Source organism: Stenotrophomonas sp. YIM B06876 (genome assembly GCF_030711595.1).
In the GTDB taxonomy this organism is placed as follows: Bacteria; Pseudomonadota; Gammaproteobacteria; order Xanthomonadales; family Xanthomonadaceae; genus Stenotrophomonas.
The window spans coordinates 25,051-45,094 of the sequence record NZ_JAUJUJ010000014.1 but is presented as its reverse complement, the minus strand read 5'-3'; the positions used below and the strand labels follow the sequence as shown (position 1 = coordinate 45,094).

The following is a 20,044-nucleotide window of genomic DNA, read 5'->3' as shown; positions in this document are numbered from 1 at the left end:
GGAGAAGGGTTTCCTGCCGGAGACGAGCACCTTCTCCCAAAGGGAGAAGGGTTTGATATCAGTAGGCATTGCGGTTCACGAAGCCCTTGAACACGGTCATCGCGATGATCCGCAGGTCGAACAGCAGCGACCAGTTCTGCAGGTAGTACAGGTCGTATTCCACGCGGCGCTGCATCTTTTCCAGCGTGTCGGTTTCCCCGCGCAACCCGTTTACCTGCGCCCAGCCGGTGATACCCGGCTTGATGCGGTGGCGCTGCATGTAATCGTCCACCTGCTCCATGTACTGCAGGTTGTGGGCCACCGCATGTGGCCGCGGACCGACGATGGACATGCGCCCTTGCAGCACATTGATGAACTGAGGCAGCTCATCCAGGCTGGAACGGCGCAGGAAGTTGCCGAAGCGGGTCACCCGCGGGTCTTTCTTCTGGGCCTGGGTAACCTTTCCGTCACTTTCGGCATGCACCCGCATGCTGCGGAACTTCCATACCTTGATCTCGGTGCCGCCACGCCCGTGCCGTTTCTGTTTGAACAGCACGGGTCCGGGGGAGCTGAGCTTGACGCCGATGGCGATGGCCAGCAGCAGCGGCGCGATCAGCAGCAGGATCAGCGCGGCCAGCACCCGATCTTCCAACGCCTTGAGCAGGCGCGCATTGGCATCCATTGGCGTGGCGCGCAGGTTGATCACCGGCAATCCTGCCAGTTGCTGCACCGAATGGTTGAGCAACTGCAGCCCGAAGATGTCCGGCACCATCTTGATGTCCGCCGTGGAGTGCCGCAGCTCGGTAAGGATCTTCGCGATCTGCCCCTGCTCGCTTATCGGCAACGCAATCCACACCTGATCGATCTCGTGCACATTCACGTAGTGGTTGAGGTCGTCGATGTCACCGGGCAGCGCCCCCTCTTCTTGACCTTCGGAGGCGCCGAACCAGCCGGCAACAGTGATGCCGATCCAGGGCTGGCATTCCAACGCACGAATCACGCGCTGCGCATCCGCCGTCGCCCCGACCACTACCGCGGTGCGACTGTCCACCCCGCGCACGCGCAGCCAATGCGCAGTACGCCGGACCACGATACGGGCCCCCGTGGCAGCGCCAAGACTCATAACGAACCACGCTGCCCACCAGCTCCGCGAAAGCCCATGAATTTCAGTAAGCAGTTCGCTGTACAGCGCCATTGCCGTGAACAGCACCACCCAGGTACTGGCCAGGCCTGCAATCTCGACATTGAGCCCGCGACCGCGCCAGCTGCGATAGAGGTTGGAACCGTTGAAAACAATCAACCCGAACAACAGTGCCCTGCAGACGGTACGCAGGTAGTCGGTCGGCAGAACAACATCGCCTTTTACCAGTCGATAGGCGAGAAATCCCGTGCCCACCACCACTGCGAGATCGACAAAGCGCAAGGCAAGACCGAGCAGCGCCGCGGTCTTGTTGCTGGCGTGCGGATCAAGCCGCGTCTCCAGCCGGACAGGTGTAAACAACATACTGCGAATATCCTTATTCCCGGCCTGCTGCCCCCCTGTGTGCGGCAGATCCGTGTCAATTATGCCAGCAAGCGAGAACTGTTTCACACAAAGTTAATTTTTGCCGTGCTAGCGAATTCACCCATCGTATTCACGAACATAAAGCCGACGGTTCTTTTTGAATCAAGGGCGCATCAAAGCGGTCGCCATGCCGCGCCCTTATGGCCTGAGGCGCACCCCATCGGCGACGCCGGTCAGTTTGCGATCTCCCCCAGGTTGGCGTCGAAGAATTCGGTATTGCGCTCGCTGGTCAAGCCATACAGCCCGTACTTGCGCCCCAGCCAGGCGCCGCCATCGCGGGTCAGCGGGCTCCAGGTCAGCGTGGCGCGGGAGCGGCTGGCGCGCGGCAATAGGAAGTCCATCGGCACCGAGACGAAGATGCCCTTGTCGAAGCTGCCTTCACCGAAGTCGGCCGAGGACACATTAGTCTTGGTCGCATACGCGCCCATGGTGATGCCGTTGTCGAACAGCCGCGCCACATTGGCGGTCACGCCCCAGTCGCCGGCGAGGTAGCGCCCGGCACTGAAGGCGGCCTGCACCCGCTGCTCGCGGCCAAAGCCGTAGTACAGCGTGGCGTGGCCAGTGCCCACCTCGTAATCACGGAAGCTGGCGTCCTGCCTGAAGCCGCGCTGGCGCACCCAGTTGGCGTTTGCGCCCACGGCCCAACGCTGGCCGAACGGCCGGTACAGCACTTCACCACCTACACCGCCAAACATCGACTCCAGCAGGCCGGCATATGCCATGCCGTAAAGGTCACGCCCGAACTGGTGGCTGGCCGTCAGCTGCAGGTTGGGCACGGTCACGTCGGCGCTGGTGAGGTACTGGCGCTGGTAGGTGCGCACCCGCGGCAGCTTGCTGGGCGCGTCATAGCGGAACTTGTCGTAGTTGTTGAGCAGGTTGCCGCTGACGGTGCCGCTGAGCCACAGATTGCGGCTGAAGCGGTACTCGGCCGAATAGTCGGCACTGAACTGGTAGAGGATGAAGCCGTCCGGCCCGCCCAGGATCTGCCCGTAACCCAGGCCGAAGCCACCTTCGAACCGGTCGAGTGGCGCCTGGTAGAGCGGTTCGCTTTTCACCCTGCCCGGCGGATTGATCTCCACCTGCCTGGCCAGCACGTCCAGCCCGGTGCGGTGCTGCACGTAATCGGCGAATGCGGCGCGGTTGACGCTGTTTTCGGCGATCGACATCCCCAGCCGGCGGTTGACCAGCGTGAACCACTGGAAATCCTCCGGCGCGGTGTTATCGAGCACGCGTGCGGCACGGCCCAGGCCTTGTGCGGGATGGAAGTAGCGCCGTTGTTCGCCACTGACGATAAGCTCTTCACCGCGCAGGCTGATCGATTCCACGTCGATACCGGCATTGGCGCGCAGACGCGCCGCCACCGCCGGCCAGTCGGTGGCAGCCGCGGAGGCCAGCACCTGTTCGCGGGTGGCTGCGACCTTGTCCGCCGCATCGCGATAGTGCGGCGTGGCGGCGGGTGCGGCGGCCGGTTTTACCTGCAGGGATTCCGGTGCGGGATCCAGCAACTTGGCCATCGGCGTGGCGCGGCGCAGGTTGCCATGCAGGGTCAGCGCGAACAGTGCCGTATTGCCCCGCTCCCAGCCCAGGCTCAGCTGGGTATTCGGATTGAGCGTGTAGACCGCGCCGATATTGAACGGTGTGTCCGCACTCACCTTGAGTCGGCGCGGCTCATGCCGGTAATCGTTGCCGTCATATTCGAGCTTGAGCAGCAGCGGCTCCCACGGCGTCTGGTAGGCGATGCCGCCGAATGCACCAATCCGACCGCGAAACATGGCGCTGGCGCCAAACTTGCCGGCATTCACCACGGCACTCGTCGGCACTGGCCGCGTGTCGAAACGGTCATCGATCGCCCCCAGTGGATTACCGAAGTCGCCGCGCTTGCCCATATAGCCGGTCGCCAGGCCAAAGCTGGCGTCAACCGGTCCGAAGCGCTTGCTGGCGACCGCGTATTCGCTGGAGAACAAGCCGGTGCCACCGATATCGCGCAGCCCGACCGCCACTTCCGGCAGCCAGCGCCGCTCCGCCCAAAGCCGCAGCTTCAGGTCGATCGACTTGTCCTTGTAGTTCTGGTTGCCACTGAACGACTGCGCGCCGTAACGGATGCCGGTGACATTCATATAGCGGAACGAGCCTTCCAGCCACGGGAACGGCTGCATCGCCACGCTGTAGCGGCTGTAAGGCGAGGTACGGCTGGCGGTGAACGCCAGCTCGCCTTCATCAGCCATGCGCGCGGTCGGCGTCTGCAGCAGCCCCACCCCGCCCCAGTCATCACGGGTCACCAAGTCCTGCGCGGTCGCGATACCGCTCGCACCACACAGCATCAACGCGATCTGCGCGCTGAGCGCCCGCCGCTTCACCAACCCGCTCATGGCTGCCCCACCGGCAGCGGCTGGGTGGCGATGAAGCTGGCCAGCTGTGCATTGAAACCGGCATCCACTTCGCCCAGCCACTTCGCTGCGAGCGGCACATACAGCGTGGCGCCCGGCGCCAATGCGGCCAGCTCCTGCCCACGGTTCCACAGGGCAATGCCGATCCGTTGCACATTGCCGTCCGGCTGGATCACATACAGCCAGTCACGGTCGGCCAACGGCAGCACGTTGCAGTGGCGCAGATAGTCGCGCGCCTGCTGCAGCGGCTTATGCGCCAGTACGCAGGTATTCCCGACCGCCCCCATCACCTGCACGGTGGTGGGACGGCGCGGATAGATGAAACGGTCCCCGTCGGCCAGCAGGCGGTTGTGCGCAGTCGACAGTTCCAGCGGGCGCGGATCCAGCAGGGCCGTCACCCGGCCGGTCACCGGCATCGCATCGACCACGGATGCCAACTGATTGGCAAATCCGGCCGTGGCTTCATTGAGCGCCAGCTGCTGCAGATCGTGCTCGATGCCGGCCTTGAGGCGACGTTGCAGCACCAGCGCTTCGCGACGCAGCAATGCCGCCCCCAGCACGTAGGCATCCGCTGTGGGGCGTGCGGCCAGCACGGCGGTGGCGTAACGCGCATCGGGGGCAAAATCCTGCGGGCCGGGCGCCTGCACCGCGCCTTCCACAATCACCTGCAAGCTGCTTGCCTGCGGCTGCGCGCTGGCACCCGCCACGCCTGCAACAAGCATCAGACCCAGAAGCGGGCGGAAAACAGGCGGAAGACGCGTCATTGCCCGCCCTCGCGATAGGGCTTGAGCACGGTGAACTCCAGGCTCTTGCCCGGCCGCACCAGCTGGCGGCTTTTCACAATCGCGCCGTCCTGCGGGTCGACGTAATAGTTGTTGAGCGCATCCACGCCCGGGCCGGACAGCCGCTCGTCGATGCGCAGCAGCGTTCTGTTCTGGCCAAGAATTTCGACCTGCACCATGGGGCCGCGCCGCATATCCCCGCGCACCTGCACGCCATAGCGGTAGCCGGGCATCCAGTCATAGCTGCGTTGCACGCGGGTGCCATCGCCAACCTCGCGCAGATCGTCGAACACGGCCGGGTTGTCGACAGTGATGCCCGCCGCATCCCCGCCGGGCATGCCCGCGGTGCCGGTCAGCAGGCCATTGCGCAGAAACACGATGCGCCGGTCGCCGCTGTACCAGGCCTGGCGCCCGTCATCGACATTGCCCAGCACCATCACCACCGGGCGCTCCATCCCTTCCACCGCGATCTGCGCATACCGAAGGGCAGCCACCTGATCAGCGGAAACGGCATGCGCCCTGCGGTCAGCGATCGCCAGCCGCACCTGGTCGAAGCTGCTGCGGGTAAGGGTGCTGCAGCCCGTCATCAGCAACGCGGCAAATACCAGACACGCGTAGCCAAACGCACGTGACCACGCTGCTCGATCACTCAGGCCCAGCCCCACCTCATGCACGGGTGCATGCTGCATCAACGATATCGGCACCGGCGTCAGTCGGAAAGATTGGACTTGGCGCTCGCGGCGCCGCTGATGATGCCGGAGAACGGCAACAGCTGGCTCACGAAACGGCTCCAACGAGTGATGCCGGCCGCACCGATGAACACCACGTCACCGGGCAGCAACTCGAACTGGCTGGCCACGGCGAAGGCGGCCGGTGAGCGGGCTTCGAGCTGGTAGATCTGCGACGGCGCCTGCGCCAGATCATTGCTGCCGCGGATCACATACACCGCATTGCCATTGGCGGTGGCCTGGGCCAGACCGCGGGCACGGCCCAGCGCCTGGCTCAGGCGCAGCGAACCGGTGCGGAAGCTCTGCGCACCGGGCTGGTTGATTTCGCCGACAACAAAAATTTCCTTGTCGTCCAGGAACGGGACGTAGATCTTGTCATTGGCCTTGAGATAGACCGTGCTGCCGGACAGGCGATCCAGATTGATCGTATACGTCACTCCGTCGCGGGCCAGACGGACGCCCGACAGGTCGGCACCGGTGGGGTTGAGCCCCGCCTGGCTGATCGCATCGGACAGCGTCAACGGCACCACCGACAGCGGAATAGAGGCCGGATTGGCGGTTGCGCCGGTCACCCACACGCGCTGGCTTGCATAGGTCAGCACCGATACATCCACCTGCGGCGATTCGACATAACGCGCCAGCTTCGAGGCCAGCAGGTCACGCAGTTCGCCCGGCGTCAGGCCCGCAGCTTGGACCTTGCCGATATACGGATAGAACAGCACCCCATCGGCCTGCACCAGTCGCCCAGCAGCATTGAGCTGCTGTTGCGCGCCCGCCGGCACGGTCAACTCGGGGTGGTCCCACACGGTGATGTAAAGCAGGTCGCCCGAACCGATCCGGTAGGACTCGGGGCGGAAGTCCGCCAGTTCCGGCGCAACCACGTCGGCGCCGCGCGCCGCCGTGTCCATCGCAATCAGCTTGGAGGTGATCGGAATGATCTCCACCGCATCATTGCCGATCTGCGTGCTGCTGCCGCGCATGGCCGAGCGACTGAGGTGCTGGCCCGGAGCCAGGGCGCAACCGGACAGGACAGCGGCAGCCAGCAAGGCAAGAAGGGGGAGACGTACGGGTTTCATCAAAAACTCCATCGGGCGCGGAATGTCGTCACCCGACCCGTGCAACGAAAAACCCCGCAGACATCGCGCCTGCGGGGCTCCAGGCATTACTGCAAGACAAATGAACCCGCGTTAGCGCGAGGTTCCCGTGGTGCCGGTGGTGCCCGTAGTGCCAGTGGTACCACCACCGCCGCCACCGCCACCGCCGCCGCCACCATCGCCGCCACCGCCGGCGTTGCCATTTCCGCTATCGCTACCACCACCGGAGGCGGCAACCGCAATGGCCGCCGCTGCGGCTGCACCAATGGCAATCGTCGTGGCCGAGACGCCTGCGGCAGCCACTGCGCCACCCGTGCCCGCAGCAGCGCCTGCACCTGCACCTGCAGTAGTGCCAGCCGTGGCAGCTGCGCCACCTTCCGCGGCCCCGCCCGCAGCAGCGGCATCAACCCCGGCTGCAGCCTGCGCCTGCGGCAGCGCTTCTGCGCTCGTGGCCGGAGCCGACTGCGGGGCGGCAACCGCCATCGAGGAGCAGGCTGCCAGTGCAGCGATACCGAACATGCGTGTGATTGAATTCATTGAGCAGCTTCCAAGCTAAACGGGGTGGGAGCGGCATAGTTAAAAAGTTGTCAAGGCGGAAGTCAAGCCAACTTGTCAACGCGGCCGGTCACGCCGCGCGGACTTTTCCAATCATGTATGATTCGCCGCCAAACGTTGGCCAAGCGCTTCTTACAATCGGAAACCCGGCCTCGTGTTCAAAAGCATCCTGTTTGTCTGTGTCGGCAACATCTGCCGCAGCCCCACCGCCGAAGTTGTCATGCGTCACCATCTTGCCCGCGACGGCGTACAGATGGGCTCCGCCGGACTGCAGGCACTCGCAGGCAAGCCCATCGATCCGATGGCGCAGCAAATCCTCCAGGAACACCAGCTTGATGGCAGCATGCACCGCGGCCGTCAGCTCACTGCGGCGCTGTTGCGGGAAACCGATCTGGTATTGGTGATGGAGCGCAGGCACGTTGCTTCGATCACCAACGAGTTTCCGCAAGCCAGCGGCAAAACGTTCCTGCTGGGAAAGTGGTGCGGCGATCGCGAGATTCCCGACCCGTATCGCCAGCAGCGACCGGCCTTCGAGCATGTGTACGCGCTGATCGACGAATGCACTCAAGCGTGGACCCGATACATCCGTTAAGTAGTGGGTCCCACCTGCGTTGCCGGTGGCGCCCTCTCCCTGAAATTTTCAAACTGATTTGTGATGGCAAACGAAATGACGAAGACGTCCAGCCAGGATGGCGATGAAATTGATCTGCGTGAGCTTCTGGGAGTCCTGATCGACCGTAAATGGCTGATCATCACCGTGACCGCGGTCTTCATGCTGGGCGGCATCGCGTATGCCCTGCTCAGCGCTCCGGTCTTCCAGGCGCAGGCGATCGTGCAGGTCGAATCGAAGATGCCGTCGATCCCGGGTTTGGCGGAGCTCAGCTCGCTGGGCTTGGGTGAAGGCAGCTCGCAGGCCACCACCGAGGTGGCACTGATCACTTCGCGCACCGTGGTTGGCGAGGCAGTGGATCAGTTGAAGCTGGACATCGACGTGCAGCCCTACCGGCTGCCGCTGCTGGGCGATTTCATTGCCCGCCGCTTCTCGCCCGGCACCGATAACGAAGTCGCCTCGCCATGGCTGGGCATGAACAGCTATGGCTGGGGTGGCGAGACGCTGGATATCTTCCGGCTCACCGTGCCCAACGCCATGCTGGGCAAGGAGATGATGCTGCGGGCCGGCGACAAGCCTGGCAGCTACGTGCTGTATGACGATGATGGCAGGCAAGTGCTGGCCGGTACCGTTGGCGAAACCGCAGAAGGCCGCGGCGTACTGATCGAAGTGGTGGGCTTGAACGCCAATCCAGGCACACGCTTCCATGTCGCCAAGCTGCGCCCTTTGACTGTGATCAACGCGCTGCAGAAGGAAATCAAGGTTTCCGAACAGGGCAAGGAATCGGGCATCCTGAGCCTGAGCTACGAAAACACCGACGCCGCGTTCGCCCAGACCTTCCTGCAGAAGATCGCCGAGGCCTACGTGATGCAGAACGTGGAGCGCAACTCGGCGCAGGCGTCCTCGCAGCTGCGGTTCGTCAAGGAACAGCTGCCGGACGTGCGCAAGCAGGTGGAGAAGGCGCAGGCGGCGATGAACGCCTACCAGACCCAGGTCAATTCGGTGGATCTGGGCATGCAGACCCAGGGCCTGCTGCAGCAGGAAGTGGCAGTGGAAACCAGCATCCAGCAGCTGCGCATGCAGCAGGCGGAGATGGATCGCAGCTTCACCCGCGAGCACCCCGCCTACCGCGCACTGCTCAAGCAGATCGGTGAACTGGAAAGCCGCAAGGCCGGGTTCAAGGACCAGGTGAGCGCGTTGCCAGATACCCAGCAGCAGCTGCTGCGCCTGACCCGCGACCTGCAGGTCAGCAACGAGCTGTACACCGCCCTGCTCAACCAGGCACAGCAGCTGGACGTGGCCCGGGCCGGCACCGTGGGCAACGTGCGCATTGTCGACGCGGCCGCGGTTGACGAGCTGGAACCGGTCAAACCGAAGAAGCCGCTGATCGTGCTGGTGGCGACGCTGCTGGGCGGCTTCCTGTCGGTCGGTTATGTGTTCCTGCAGCGCATGCTCAATCCCGGCATCGAGGATCCAGCGCTGATCGAGGAGCTTGGCCTGCCGGTCTACGCCTCGATTCCGCTCAGCGAAATGGCACAGAAAGCGGCCACCCAAAAGCCCGGGCGGAACGGAAGCAGCCGAGCGTCGCGCCTGCTGGCCATTTCCGAGCCGGCCGACCTGGCGGTGGAGGCAATCCGCAGCCTGCGTACCAGCCTGCACTTCGCCATGCTCGAAGCGCAGAACAACATCCTGATGATCTCCGGCCCCGCGCCCGGCGTCGGCAAGACCTTTGTTTCGTCCAATCTGGCGGCGGTGATCGCCCAGAGCGGCCAGCGGGTGTTGCTGATCGACGTGGATATGCGCAAGGGCTCGCTGCACAAGGCCACCGGTGTTGCGGCCAAGGGCGGACTGTCGGACATCCTGGGCGGCGGCTTGAGCGCCGAAGCGGCCATCCGCACGCTCGACGGGCAGCCGGGGTTCCATTACATCACCCGCGGCGATGCGCCACCGAACCCCTCCGAGTTGCTGATGCACCCGCGTTTCGGACACCTGCTGGAGACACTGGCGCCGCAGTATGACCTGGTGATCGTCGATACCCCTCCGATCCTGGCGGTGACCGACGCGGCAATCGTGGCCCGCTACACCGGCGCCAACCTGCTGGTGACGCGTTTCGGCCTGAACCAGCCCAAGGAAGTGGCGCTGGCGAAGAAGCGTTTCGAACAGAATGGCATCGTCATCAAGGGCGCGATCTTCAACGCGGTGGAGCGCCGTTCCACCGGCCTCTACAGTTACGGTTATTACGAGTACAAGTCCGAAGCCCAGGGCGCCTGAGCCCGCGGCCCGGATGAACAGACAGACGGGGCAGCAGTCGCAAGACCGCTGCCCCGTCTGCGTTTGTGTCCCCTGTCATCGAGATGCGGCAGCCGCGCACCCACCCGCCAGCAAGCGGTTTTTCAGCGATGGCGGTTTGCGTCGCGCCCGCACGTCCCCGACGCCATGCCGCCCGGTGAATACCCTTTCGGCCCGACCAGTCGGCCATCACCGGTGATGGTTGCGGTGCCATGGCCAGCTGCAGCTCCCTGGGACATTGCCGCCGACGGCAATGTTCCGGCCATCATTCCGGGAACCCGCTGCTTTCGGAGTGCGCAGTTTCGCGTGCGCTGATCTGCTGCCGGTACGCCCGCGGCGCCATCCCCACTTCGGCCTTGAACTTGCGGGTGAACGCGCTCTGGTCAGTGAAGCCGCAGGCCAGGCCGATGCTGGCGATGCTGTCCCCGCCATGTAGCAGGTGCAGGGCGATCTGGATGCGCAGGCGCGTGAGTACCTGTTGCGGGGTCATCTGGAACACCTTGCGGAACGAGCGCTCCAGCTTGGACAGCGAGAACCCGGTGATATCGAGCAGGGTCTGCATGCGCACGTTTTCGGCGTAGTGCGTGTTGAGATAATCCAGTGCCAGCCGCAGCGGTTCGTAGCGCGATTCCAGCCCGCCCTTCTGGCCCAGATCGCGGGAGATGCCGATGATGCCCTGCACCTTGCCATCGACGACCAGCGGCCGCTTGCAGGTCAGGCACCAGCCCGGCTCCTGGTTGGCGAACAGGTGCAGCTCCATCAGGTTTTCGATGATCTCCCCGGCCAGCACGCGTTCGTCCTGGCGGGTGTATTCGGCGCTCAGTCCGGCCGGGTAGATCTCGCTTGCGCGCTTGCCGATCACCGCGCCGCGCGACTTCAGCCCGAGCCGCCGCATCATGGTCATGTTGACGTGGGTATAGCGGCCATCACTGTCCTTGACGAAGAACAGCACACTGGGAATGGCGTCGAACAGGGCTTCGATTTCAGCAGGATCGATTCGCATCGGAAAACCGGGCCAGAGCGGGGGATTGGTGCGGGCAATGAAGACGCTCGCGCGCGGCGATGGGCGACTGCCGCCATTCTAGCGACCCTGCCGTCTATTCCGCGCCCGTCATCGCGCCGCGGCCCATGCGGCAAATCCCAACTTTCACGCCGCGCTTTCGCCGCTCGCCCTATACCGCTCGGCACGTCGGGTACAACAGGAGTGGGCCATGCCACGCGGAGACAAATCCAGCTACACGGACAAGCAGAAGCGCCAGGCCGCGCACATCGAGCACAGCGAGAAAGCCAAAGGGCACAGCGAAAAAACCGCGGAACGGATCGCCTGGGCCACGGTGAACAAACAAGACGGCGGCGGCAAGCAGTCCGGCAGCGGCCGCAAGTCCCCCGGCAGCGGCAAGCCCTGACGGCGGGCGCGTCACCAGATGGCGCAGCGACAGGCCGGCCATGCTCATGCTTCAGCGCGGGCAGTGCGATGCCACGAGCAGCAGCCATCCGTTCCCCGCATCAATGAGGGCGGGCGGCAATCTTCAACACAGGCCCGTAGATGACGGCGCTGCCCCAACCGAACGGCAATTCAACGGCATTGCGCTGGACCGCCTTGGCTTGCTCAGCGCGCGGCAGGCGGAGGCGTCGCAGGTGGCTGGCCGGCGTTCGGCGCAAGCTTCGACTTCGATTTCAACGGCCGTGCCTGCAATTGCCGTACCGACGTGATCGGCACGGCCTCGGCGCGCTGCTGCGCCGGCCACCACAGGTAGACGAACGCGCTGCTGGTGCCAAGCAGGCGCGCATCGCCGGGCAATGCCGCGGCATCGCCGATCAGATGCACGCGCACCGGCGCGCCACGCCCCTTCTCGCGCAACAACTCGCCCTTGGTCTGCATGTAGATCGCCGAGCCCAGCAGCATGAAGGACGCCACCACCATGCTGACGCCGGTGATCGGGTGGATACCGACGCCATCCCAGGTCATGAGCTTCGCGCGCGGGAACACCATGCGTGCCCACCAGCGCTGGCGGCGCAAGCCAGCGACATAGTCCGGGTGACGGCGGCGCAGCGCCTCCGGCCAGCTCACCATCACCGCCAGCAGCACACCGATGGCGAAGATCAGCCCATAAGCCGGATCGCGCAGGCCCGCCACCAGGTAATCGCTGGCCTGCAGGTAATCCAGGATGGCGATGCCGAAGCCATGGTAGAACCACGCGCTCGACCACAGCCCGAGAAACGCCACCAGCACGTAGCCGCTGGAGAACATCAGCGCCGGCTCGCGGCAGCCGCGCCGCCAGAGGCTGAGCACCCAGGACTGGTCGCCCGGGCCAACATCGGGAATCGGCGACCAGTTGATCGGCGCGGCCGGGGAGGCATCCTGCGCTGCCCCGGGCTCCGGTCCGGAAGTCTGACTGCTGACGTCCTGATCCTCGTGCATCATCCCTTCCCCCTTTCGTTGCCGCGAGCATCGCCGATCGCCGTGCCCGGGGGAAGCATCAGTACAGGTGCACGCTATACGACCGTTCGGCAGGTGCCTGCCACGGATCCCTGGACAAGCGCACCGCGGGAGCAGGCAGGCTGCCCGTCATCGCCAAGGGATCCACCCCGCATTCGCGGGGCGTCCCGGGTACAACCTCATCGTGCCGGTTCGATCCGCCCCACTCCCACTCGCGGGAGTGCAAGCAAACGATCGATCAGCCCCACGGATCCTGCAGGATCATGGTGTGGTCACGGTCCGGACCGGTGGACACGATCGAGATCGGGCAACCGGCCAGTTCTTCCAACGCGCGCAGGTAGGCGCGGGCGGCCGGCGGCAGTGCGTCCCAGCTGGTAACGCCGTGGGTGTTCTCGCTCCAACCCGGGAATTCCAGGTACACCGGCGTGCACTCTTCCCAGCCCTGCGCGTCCAGCGGCGCGTACTCGGTGCGCTTGCCGCGGTACTCGTAGGCGATGCAGATCTTGAGCTTTTCCATGCCGTCGAGCACGTCGAGCTTGGTGATGCACAGGCCACTGATGCCGTTGATGGCGACGGCGCGCTTGAGCGCAACGATATCCATCCAGCCGCAACGACGCGGACGGCCGGTCGAGGCGCCGTACTCGGCACCGCGATCGCGAAGGCCCTGGCCGATGTCATCGTCCAGCTCGGTCGGGAACGGGCCGCCGCCGACGCGGGTGGCATAGGCCTTGGCGATACCCAGCACGTAGTCGATCGCATCGGCGCCCACGCCGGCACCGGCCAGCGCGCCGCCGACGGTGGTGTTGGAAGAAGTGACATACGGATAGGTGCCGTGGTCGATATCCAGCAGCGCACCCTGTGCGCCTTCGAACATCACGCGCTTACCCTGCTTGCGCAGGTCGTGCAGGATGCCGGCCACATCCGACTTCATCGGTTCGACGTATTCGCCGAAGGCCAGCGCCTCGTCGTAGGTCTTCTGGAAATCGACCGCATCGGTGCCCAGGTATTTGGTCAGCACGAAGTTGTGGTAATCCAGCGCGGTGCGCAGCAGTTCTTCCAGCTGCTTGGGATAGTGCAGGTCGGCGATGCGGATACCGCGGCGCGCCACCTTGTCTTCATAGGCCGGGCCGATGCCGCGACCGGTGGTGCCGATCGCCTTGCCGCCGGCGGCGCGTTCGCGCGCCTGGTCCAGGGCGATGTGGTACGGCATGATCAGCGGCGCGGCCGGGGAGATCTTCAGGCGCGAGCGCACTTCCACGCAGGCGGTTTCCAGCTCTTCGATTTCCTTCTGCAACGCAGCCGGGGAAATCACCACGCCGTTGCCGATCAGGCACAGCGCGTCGTCGCGCAGGATGCCGGACGGAATCAGGTGCAAGACGGTTTTCTTGCCGTTGATGACCAGCGTATGGCCGGCGTTATGGCCGCCCTGGAAACGGACGACGGCACCGATCTTTTCGGTAAGCAGATCGACGATCTTGCCCTTGCCTTCATCGCCCCACTGGGCACCGAGAACAACAACTGACTGACCCATGACGGGTGACTCCTGATTTGCTGCGGCCATCGGGGCCGCGGACGGGAACCATGCAGGCCGGCGTTTACACCCAGCGACACTCCATCGGGGAGCATCCGGTAAACCCCACGCCACACACGGAAAAAGCCGGACGGGACGCTCCATCTGAGAGCAGGCCCGACCGGCTTTTGTGGATTATCCGGGTTTTCCGCGGCGCCTACCACCCCGGCCCATTCAGGGCCGCCATCGCGCCGGGTATCGGTTCAGTGTCGCAGCCACCACAGCACCAGCAGCCCCGCGCCCAGCGTCACCGCGCCCATCCGCCGTAGCAGCGCCGATGGCATGGCCAGCAATTGCCCGGCCATGCGCTTCCATGCGTTTGGTGCGACAAACAGGAACAGGCCTTCGAGCACGGCGACCAGACAGAGAGCGGAGAAGAGGTCTTGCATGAGTTATCCAGTTGGCGCGGATGCGGATTTCCCTCTCCCACCGGAGAAAGCGGCACATAGCGCGGGGTGATTTAGCCTCCTTCATCGGGAGAAGGTGGCGCGCAGCGTGGGGCGACTTGCCCCCTCCCGGCGGGAGAAGCGAACCCGCCGCGTCGGGAGCGGCGCGCCTTTCTCCCTCGGGAAAAAGTGGCGGGTAACGCAGGGGCGGCTTGCCCTTCTCCCAGCAGGAGAAGGTGGCGGGTAACGCAAGGACGGCTTGCCCTTCTCCCAGCGGGAGAAGGTGGCAGGTAACGCAGGGGCGGCTTGCCCTTCTCCCAGCAGGAGAAGGTGGCGGGTAACGCAGGGGCAGCTTGCCCTTCTCCCAGCGGGAGAAGGTGGCGGGTAACGCAAGGACGGCTTGCCCTTCTCCCAGCGGGAGAAGGTGGCAGGTAACGCAAGAACGGCTTGCCCTTCTCCCAGCGGGAGAAGGTGGCAGGTAACGCAGAGGCAACTTCCCCTTCTCCCAGCGGGAGAAGGTGGCAGGTAACGCAGGGGCAGCTTGCCCTTCTCCCAGCGGGAAAAGGTGGCGGGTAACGCAGGGGCGGCTTCCCCTTCTCCCAGCGGGAGAAGGTGGCGGGTAACTCAGGGGCAACCTCCCCTTCTCCCAGCAGGAGAAGGTGGCGGGTAACTCAGGGGCAACTTCCCCTTCTCCCAGCGGGAGAAGGTGGCGCGCAGCGCCGGATGAGGGGCGGCGGCAACGGCGGAAACGATGAATGCCCTGTCCCCCACCGCGCCGGGAATCAGCCGCGTGGATGCTGGACCCCGCTGATGCCGCGCGCCGTCCGGCGACCCGCCCCTCTCCCGACGGGAGAGGGGCGACGAGGACGCTCAGCGGTCGTTTTTCATGTACTGCAGGAACGGGTCGTTCTTGTCGAGCACGATCACGCCGTTGCCGTCGGTCATCGAGCCGCGATAGGCCTCCAGACTGCGGTAGAACGCGTAGAACGAAGGATCGGCCGAACCGGCCTTGCCATAGATGGCCGCGGCCTGGGCATCCCCTTCACCGCGCAGCAGCTGCGCATCGCGCTCGGCCTCGGCGACGATCACCGTGCTTTCGCGGTCGGCCTGGGCGCGGATCGTCAACGACTGCTCCTCGCCTTCGGCCCGCAGCTTGGCGGCCTCCTGCTTGCGCTGGGCGCGCATGCGCTCGTACACGTCGGTGATCACCTGGCTGTCGGTCGGCAGGTCGATCTGCTTGATGCGCAGGTCGGTGATCTGCATGCCCAGGGTCTTCACCGCATCGTTGATCCCGGTCAGCTGGCCGGCAATCAGCTCGCTGCGATCGCCCGATACCAGCTGCTGCAAGGTGCGCGAGTTGATCTGGTTGCGCAGCGAGTCGGTGATGATCGGCGCCAGCCGCGCGTTGGCCACGCGACTGTCACCGCCGGTGGCACGGTAGTAGGCGCGCACGTCGGAGATGTAGCCGATGGCGAAGAAATCGACGCTGACGTCCTTCTGCTCGGCGGTGAAGTAACGCGCCGGCGCGGTGTCCAGCACCTGGAAGCGGCGGTCGAACACCCGCACCGTTTCCACCAGCGGCACCTTGAAGTGCAGGCCCGGCTTGATGTCGGCACGCACCACCTTGCCGAGGTTCAACACCATCCCGGTCTGATCCTCACGCACCACGTAGACCGAACCCAGCAGGCCCAGCAGGATGACAACGATCAGGCCTACCCAAACGGAACTCTTCATCGACCCGCCTCCTCACGATTTACCGAGCGCGATACGGTGCGGTCCGGATTGCGAACACTGTCGGTACCGCCCTGCAACGCGGGCGCCACCATCTCCGGGGTCAGCTGCGGCGCGGCGGAAGTTTTGCCGGCATCGGCCGGCATCGGCACGTAGATCAGCTGGCGGCCATCGCCGCCGATCACCTTGCGGTTCTCAGACAGCACCTGCTGCAGGGTTTCCAGCCACAGGCGCTTGCGGGTCACCTCCGGCGCGTTCCTGTACTCGGCCTGCAACAGGCTGAAACGCTGCGCATCACCCTGCGAACGGGCGATCAGCGCCTGCTTGTAACCTTCGGCCACGGTGCGGGTACGCGACGCCTGGCCGCGGGCTTCGGGCACCACCTTGGCGGCATAGGCCTGGGCTTCGTTGATCAGCCGCTCCTTGACCTGCTGCGCACCGTTGACCTCGTCAAACGCCGGCTTCACCTCTTCGGGCGGGCGCGCGTCGGGCAGGGTCAGTCCGGTCACGGCCAGGCCGGTACGGTAGACCTTCAAGGCGGCCTGCAGCCGCTCTTCGGCGGCGATGGCCAGCGGGCCGCGGTTGTTCAGCACCGCGTTGAGATCGGCCCGGCCGACCTGCTCGCGCACCGCACTCTGCGCCGACTGTTCCAGCACCTGGTCCGCATCGACCGCGCCGAACAGGTACAGACGCGGGTCGTCGACCCGGTACTGCACGTTGAGCGAGACATTGACGATGTTCTCGTCACGGGTCAGCACCGGCACGTTGCTGCTGAAGGTCTTGATCTGGGTGGCATTGACCTTGACCACCGATTCGATCGGCCACGGCAGCTTGAAGCTGGGGCCGGGCTGCAGGATCCGCGAGAACTGGCCGAAACGCAGCACCACGCCACGCTGCTGTTCGCCGATCAGCTGGAAGCTGGAAAACAGCACCAGCAATACCACTGCCACCAGCACCCACCGCCAGATACCGCCATCAATCAAATCGCGCAGCGGGCCCGGCAGGCCGCCGGGAAAACCGCCCCAGCCCCCGCCATTGCCACCGCGGGGCTTCCACGGGCTGCGTCGATTGTCGTCTGGGCCATCTCCGCCCTTGCCGCCGGGTGTGTTCCAGGCCATGCACGCTCCACTCTGGTTAGGCTGCAGCGCGGGCCATTCCCGCAATGCCAGCCGTAAATCGGACATTGATTCTACTAGATGGGGCAGACCTGCCGTTTAGGAAGGGCTATCTTGGCTTTCTTTTACAGCGATCCAGGTCTTTCCATGCCCCTGCCCGCCCGATTTCCCGCTTTCCGCATCCACAACGACGACGCCGGCTACCGCAGCGGGATCGAGCCACTGGCATTGGAACAGCTCAGCCCGGGCGAGGTGGTGATCCGCGCACGCTGGTCTTCGGTCAACTACAAGGATGCGCTGGCCGGAACCGGCCAGGGCAAGATCCTGCGTCGTTTCCCGCTGGTCGGCGGCATCGATGTGGCCGGCGAAGTGGCGGCTTCCACCGACCCGGCGTTCCGCGAAGGTGACCTCGTACTGACCACCGGCTGCGGCCTGAGCGAGGTCCGCGATGGCGGTTACAGCCAATATGTGCGGCTGGAATCGAAGTGGGTGATCCCGCTGCCCACCGGGCTGTCGCTGCGCGAGGCGATGGTGCTGGGCACCGCCGGCTTCACCGCCGCGCTGGCCTTGCTGCGGATGCTGGAGAACCGGCAGAAGCCGGAACTCGGGCCGCTGGCGGTGACGGGAGCGACCGGCGGGGTCGGCTCGCTGGCGGTGGACATCTTCAGCCGTGCCGGCTTCGAGGTGCATGCGATCAGCGGCAAGGCCGACCGCGCCGATTACCTCAAGACCCTGGGCGCCCGCGCAGTGCTCGGCCGCGAGGCGCTGGCCACCACCCGGCCGCTGGAATCGGCCCGCTTCGGCGGCGGCCTGGACAACGTTGGCGGCAGCATGCTGACCAGCCTGCTGGCGCAGACCGCGCCCTATGGCAATGTCGCCTCGGCCGGGCTGGCCGCCACCGGGGAGCTGGACATGACCGTGATGCCTTTCATCATCCGCGGCGTATCGCTGCTGGGCGTGGCTTCGGCCGGCACCGCGCGCGACCTCCGCGACCAGGTCTGGCAACACCTGGGCAGTGACTGGAAGCCGGCCCACCTGGATCTGATCTGCACCCGTGAAGCCAGCCTCGACGAGTTGCCGGCGGTCTTTTCCACCATGCTGGAAGGCCGCTCTTTCGGCCGCACCGTGGTCCGGCTGGATTGAGCCGGCACCTGCCGCGATAGACGTGACGCATGTGGCTTCACGTCCATGCATGGCCGGCACTACACTGGCCGCTACATTCCGGGGGAACACATGGCTCGCATCCTGATCGTCGACGATTCGCCTTCGCAATTGCTGGGCATCCAACGCATTGTCGAAAAACTGGGGCATGAAACCCTCACCGCCACCGATGGTGCCGCGGGCGTGGAAGCGGCCAAGGCCGGATTGCCCGACCTGGTGCTGATGGATGTGGTGATGCCCAACCTCAACGGTTTCCAGGCCACCCGCACCTTGCGCCGCGAAGCCACCACCCAGCACATTCCGGTAGTGCTGGTGACCACCAAGGACCAGGACACCGACCGCATGTGGGGCATGCGCCAGGGCGCCAAGGCGTATATCACCAAGCCGTTTTCCGAGGACGAACTGTCCGAGGTGATCGAGCGGGTGTTCAGCAGCGAACAGCCGCCCGCAGCCTGACCTGTAGGACGGGGCAGCGCCCCGCCCGGGTTACCCGTTATGCCGGCCAGCGGGGCGTTGCCTCGCTCTACGATCGGATCGTCTCGCCGGAAGCATTGGCCAAGATGCGATACGCCCTGCGTTGCGCTTCGCCGGTGGGCGGCGGCGCCACGAACTCCAGTTCCACACGGGTCGCCATCGGGATTACCCGACAGCCCTCCGCCCGCGCCGGTGCAGCTTGCGCCCGGCTCCAGAGCGCAGCGGGGCAAGCCCCGCCCTGCGGCTACACCGTCTCGCCGAACGCCTTGGCCAGGGTGCGATACGCCTTGCGCTGGGCCTCGTCGGTGGGCACCGGCGCCATGATCTCCAGCTCCACGATCTGGTCACCGTCCGGATTGCCCGGCAGCCCGCGCCCGCGCAGGCGCAGCTTGCGCCCGGCTTCGGAGTCGGCCGGCACTTTCAGTTCCACCGCGCCGCCCAACGTGGGCACGCTGATGCTGGTGCCCAGCGCCGCCTGCCACGGCATCACCTGCAGCGTGTAGAGGATGTTGCGGCCGTCGACCACGAATTCGGGGTGTTCGGCGTATTCCACTTCCAGCATCAGGTTGCCGCCGCCACTGCCCTGCCCGGCCAGCCGGATCACCTGTCCCGGCCGGATGCCCTTGGGCACGCGCACTTCCAGCTGGCGGCCGCCCACGGTGATGCGCAGGCTCTCGCCCTTGTAGGCTGCTTCCAACGGCACCGCCAGCTTGGCCCGGGTATCGCGCGGCGGCTGCGGACCACCGCCGCCGAAGCCGGCACCCGGCCGGCCGCCCCCGCGCTGACGCGCGAACAGGCTTTCGAAGAAATCGCTGAAGCCGCCGTTGCCGTTGCCGCCGCCAAACACCTCCTCGAAATCGAACCCCTGGCCGCCACCGAAATCCGGCGGCGCATGGAACTCTTCGCCGGGCCGGTACCCCCGGGCCTTGAGCTGGTCGTAGGCCTTGCGCTTCTGCGGATCGCGCAGCGCCTCGTAGGCCTCGTTGACCGCCTTGAACTTCTCCTCGGCGCCGGCCTCCTTGCTGACATCGGGATGGTATTTGCGCGCCAGGCGCCGATAGGCGGTCTTGATCTCGGCATCACCCGCGCTGGGTTCCACGCCCAAGGTGGCGTAGTAGTCCTTGAATTCCATCCTTACACCTCGAAAATTTCGGCCCGACACGCCACCGCGACGGGTCG

Annotated in this window: 17 protein-coding genes; 5 read left to right on the top strand and 12 right to left on the bottom strand. The window is 65.4% G+C overall.

Going from position 1 to position 20,044, the window contains the following annotated elements:
* Nucleotides 1-58: 58 nt before the first annotated feature.
* From QZH66_RS07830 to QZH66_RS07810, 5 genes are all read right to left on the bottom strand, one after another.
* The gene (locus tag QZH66_RS07830) at nucleotides 59-1,570 is read right to left on the bottom strand and encodes an undecaprenyl-phosphate glucose phosphotransferase (protein ID WP_305805392.1); all 1,512 of its coding nucleotides are present in this window, start codon (nucleotides 1,568-1,570) and stop codon (nucleotides 59-61) included.
* 146 nt (nucleotides 1,571-1,716) lie between these two features.
* Complete coding sequence (locus tag QZH66_RS07825; protein WP_305805391.1) at nucleotides 1,717-3,912, bottom strand: YjbH domain-containing protein; 2,196 nt, start codon at nucleotides 3,910-3,912, stop codon at nucleotides 1,717-1,719.
* Nucleotides 3,909-4,652: a capsule biosynthesis GfcC family protein gene (locus QZH66_RS07820; RefSeq protein WP_305805390.1), complete on the bottom strand. Its 744-nt coding sequence runs from the start codon at nucleotides 4,650-4,652 to the stop codon at nucleotides 3,909-3,911. Before QZH66_RS07820 ends, QZH66_RS07825 begins: the two co-directional genes overlap by 4 nt.
* A 38-nt stretch (nucleotides 4,653-4,690) precedes the next feature.
* Nucleotides 4,691-5,401 carry a YjbF family lipoprotein gene (locus tag QZH66_RS07815; RefSeq protein ID WP_305805389.1) on the bottom strand — a complete coding sequence of 237 codons (711 nt, stop codon included), beginning with the start codon at nucleotides 5,399-5,401 and terminating at the stop codon, nucleotides 4,691-4,693.
* Between the two features lie 20 nt (nucleotides 5,402-5,421).
* Complete coding sequence (locus QZH66_RS07810; protein WP_305805388.1) at nucleotides 5,422-6,516, bottom strand: polysaccharide biosynthesis/export family protein; 1,095 nt, start codon at nucleotides 6,514-6,516, stop codon at nucleotides 5,422-5,424.
* 727 nt (nucleotides 6,517-7,243) lie between these two features.
* Here QZH66_RS07810 and QZH66_RS07805 point away from each other — a divergent pair.
* Nucleotides 7,244-7,681, top strand: a complete 438-nt coding sequence (locus tag QZH66_RS07805) for a low molecular weight protein-tyrosine-phosphatase (RefSeq protein ID WP_305805387.1) — start codon at nucleotides 7,244-7,246, stop codon at nucleotides 7,679-7,681.
* A gap of 75 nt (nucleotides 7,682-7,756) precedes the next feature.
* Nucleotides 7,757-9,970 carry a polysaccharide biosynthesis tyrosine autokinase gene (locus tag QZH66_RS07800; RefSeq protein WP_305805386.1) on the top strand — a complete coding sequence of 738 codons (2,214 nt, stop codon included), beginning with the start codon at nucleotides 7,757-7,759 and terminating at the stop codon, nucleotides 9,968-9,970.
* Between the two features lie 283 nt (nucleotides 9,971-10,253).
* Here QZH66_RS07800 and QZH66_RS07795 read toward each other — a convergent pair whose 3' ends face one another.
* Nucleotides 10,254-10,991: an AraC family transcriptional regulator gene (locus tag QZH66_RS07795; protein WP_305805385.1), complete on the bottom strand. Its 738-nt coding sequence runs from the start codon at nucleotides 10,989-10,991 to the stop codon at nucleotides 10,254-10,256.
* 208 nt (nucleotides 10,992-11,199) lie between these two features.
* Between QZH66_RS07795 and QZH66_RS07790 the strand changes: the two genes are divergently transcribed.
* Nucleotides 11,200-11,394: a hypothetical protein gene (locus QZH66_RS07790; protein WP_305805416.1), complete on the top strand. Its 195-nt coding sequence runs from the start codon at nucleotides 11,200-11,202 to the stop codon at nucleotides 11,392-11,394.
* Between the two features lie 203 nt (nucleotides 11,395-11,597).
* Here QZH66_RS07790 and QZH66_RS07785 read toward each other — a convergent pair whose 3' ends face one another.
* From QZH66_RS07785 to hflK, 5 genes are all read right to left on the bottom strand, one after another.
* Nucleotides 11,598-12,410 (bottom strand): hypothetical protein, encoded by an 813-nt coding sequence (locus QZH66_RS07785; RefSeq protein ID WP_305805384.1) that lies wholly within the window; start codon nucleotides 12,408-12,410, stop codon nucleotides 11,598-11,600.
* A 256-nt stretch (nucleotides 12,411-12,666) separates the two neighbouring features.
* Nucleotides 12,667-13,959: an adenylosuccinate synthase gene (locus tag QZH66_RS07780; RefSeq protein ID WP_305805383.1), complete on the bottom strand. Its 1,293-nt coding sequence runs from the start codon at nucleotides 13,957-13,959 to the stop codon at nucleotides 12,667-12,669.
* Nucleotides 13,960-14,201: 242 nt separating this feature from the next.
* Nucleotides 14,202-14,387, bottom strand: a complete 186-nt coding sequence (locus QZH66_RS07775; RefSeq protein ID WP_305805382.1) for a DUF2065 family protein — start codon at nucleotides 14,385-14,387, stop codon at nucleotides 14,202-14,204.
* A gap of 867 nt (nucleotides 14,388-15,254) precedes the next feature.
* Nucleotides 15,255-16,118, bottom strand: a complete 864-nt coding sequence (locus QZH66_RS07770; protein ID WP_305805381.1) for a protease modulator HflC — start codon at nucleotides 16,116-16,118, stop codon at nucleotides 15,255-15,257.
* Nucleotides 16,115-17,233, bottom strand: coding sequence for an FtsH protease activity modulator HflK (gene hflK / locus QZH66_RS07765; protein WP_305805380.1), 1,119 nt, complete (start codon nucleotides 17,231-17,233; stop codon nucleotides 16,115-16,117). Before hflK ends, QZH66_RS07770 begins: the two co-directional genes overlap by 4 nt.
* Nucleotides 17,234-17,377: 144 nt before the next feature.
* Between hflK and QZH66_RS07760 the strand changes: the two genes are divergently transcribed.
* On the top strand, nucleotides 17,378-18,373 hold the full coding sequence (locus QZH66_RS07760) for a YhdH/YhfP family quinone oxidoreductase (RefSeq protein ID WP_305805379.1): 996 nt from the start codon (nucleotides 17,378-17,380) through the stop codon (nucleotides 18,371-18,373).
* 90 nt (nucleotides 18,374-18,463) lie between these two features.
* A complete protein-coding gene (pilH, locus tag QZH66_RS07755) occupies nucleotides 18,464-18,847 on the top strand; it encodes a twitching motility response regulator PilH (protein WP_305805378.1) in 384 nt (127 codons plus the stop codon).
* Nucleotides 18,848-19,109: 262 nt separating this feature from the next.
* Here the strand turns inward: pilH and QZH66_RS07750 are convergent, their stop codons facing one another.
* On the bottom strand, nucleotides 19,110-19,997 hold the full coding sequence (locus tag QZH66_RS07750; protein WP_305805377.1) for a DnaJ C-terminal domain-containing protein: 888 nt from the start codon (nucleotides 19,995-19,997) through the stop codon (nucleotides 19,110-19,112).
* Between the last annotated feature and the right edge of the window lie 47 nt (nucleotides 19,998-20,044).

What these genes read in the sequence shown, in the direction of transcription:
- QZH66_RS07760 (WP_305805379.1), top strand. Translation starts at nt 17,378, where the DNA reads ATGCCCCTGCCCGCCCGATTTCCCGCTTTCCGCATCCACAACGACGAC.
- QZH66_RS07770 (WP_305805381.1), bottom strand. Translation starts at nt 16,118, where the DNA reads ATGAAGAGTTCCGTTTGGGTAGGCCTGATCGTTGTCATCCTGCTGGGC.
- QZH66_RS07800 (WP_305805386.1), top strand. Translation starts at nt 7,757, where the DNA reads ATGACGAAGACGTCCAGCCAGGATGGCGATGAAATTGATCTGCGTGAG.
- QZH66_RS07775 (WP_305805382.1), bottom strand. Translation starts at nt 14,387, where the DNA reads ATGCAAGACCTCTTCTCCGCTCTCTGTCTGGTCGCCGTGCTCGAAGGC.
- QZH66_RS07795 (WP_305805385.1), bottom strand. Translation starts at nt 10,991, where the DNA reads ATGCGAATCGATCCTGCTGAAATCGAAGCCCTGTTCGACGCCATTCCC.
- QZH66_RS07820 (WP_305805390.1), bottom strand. Translation starts at nt 4,652, where the DNA reads ATGCTTGTTGCAGGCGTGGCGGGTGCCAGCGCGCAGCCGCAGGCAAGC.
- QZH66_RS07810 (WP_305805388.1), bottom strand. Translation starts at nt 6,516, where the DNA reads ATGAAACCCGTACGTCTCCCCCTTCTTGCCTTGCTGGCTGCCGCTGTC.
- QZH66_RS07785 (WP_305805384.1), bottom strand. Translation starts at nt 12,410, where the DNA reads ATGCACGAGGATCAGGACGTCAGCAGTCAGACTTCCGGACCGGAGCCC.
- QZH66_RS07780 (WP_305805383.1), bottom strand. Translation starts at nt 13,959, where the DNA reads ATGGGTCAGTCAGTTGTTGTTCTCGGTGCCCAGTGGGGCGATGAAGGC.
- hflK (WP_305805380.1), bottom strand. Translation starts at nt 17,233, where the DNA reads ATGGCCTGGAACACACCCGGCGGCAAGGGCGGAGATGGCCCAGACGAC.
- QZH66_RS07790 (WP_305805416.1), top strand. Translation starts at nt 11,200, where the DNA reads ATGCCACGCGGAGACAAATCCAGCTACACGGACAAGCAGAAGCGCCAG.
- QZH66_RS07815 (WP_305805389.1), bottom strand. Translation starts at nt 5,401, where the DNA reads ATGCAGCATGCACCCGTGCATGAGGTGGGGCTGGGCCTGAGTGATCGA.
- QZH66_RS07825 (WP_305805391.1), bottom strand. Translation starts at nt 3,912, where the DNA reads ATGAGCGGGTTGGTGAAGCGGCGGGCGCTCAGCGCGCAGATCGCGTTG.
- QZH66_RS07750 (WP_305805377.1), bottom strand. Translation starts at nt 19,997, where the DNA reads ATGGAATTCAAGGACTACTACGCCACCTTGGGCGTGGAACCCAGCGCG.
- pilH (WP_305805378.1), top strand. Translation starts at nt 18,464, where the DNA reads ATGGCTCGCATCCTGATCGTCGACGATTCGCCTTCGCAATTGCTGGGC.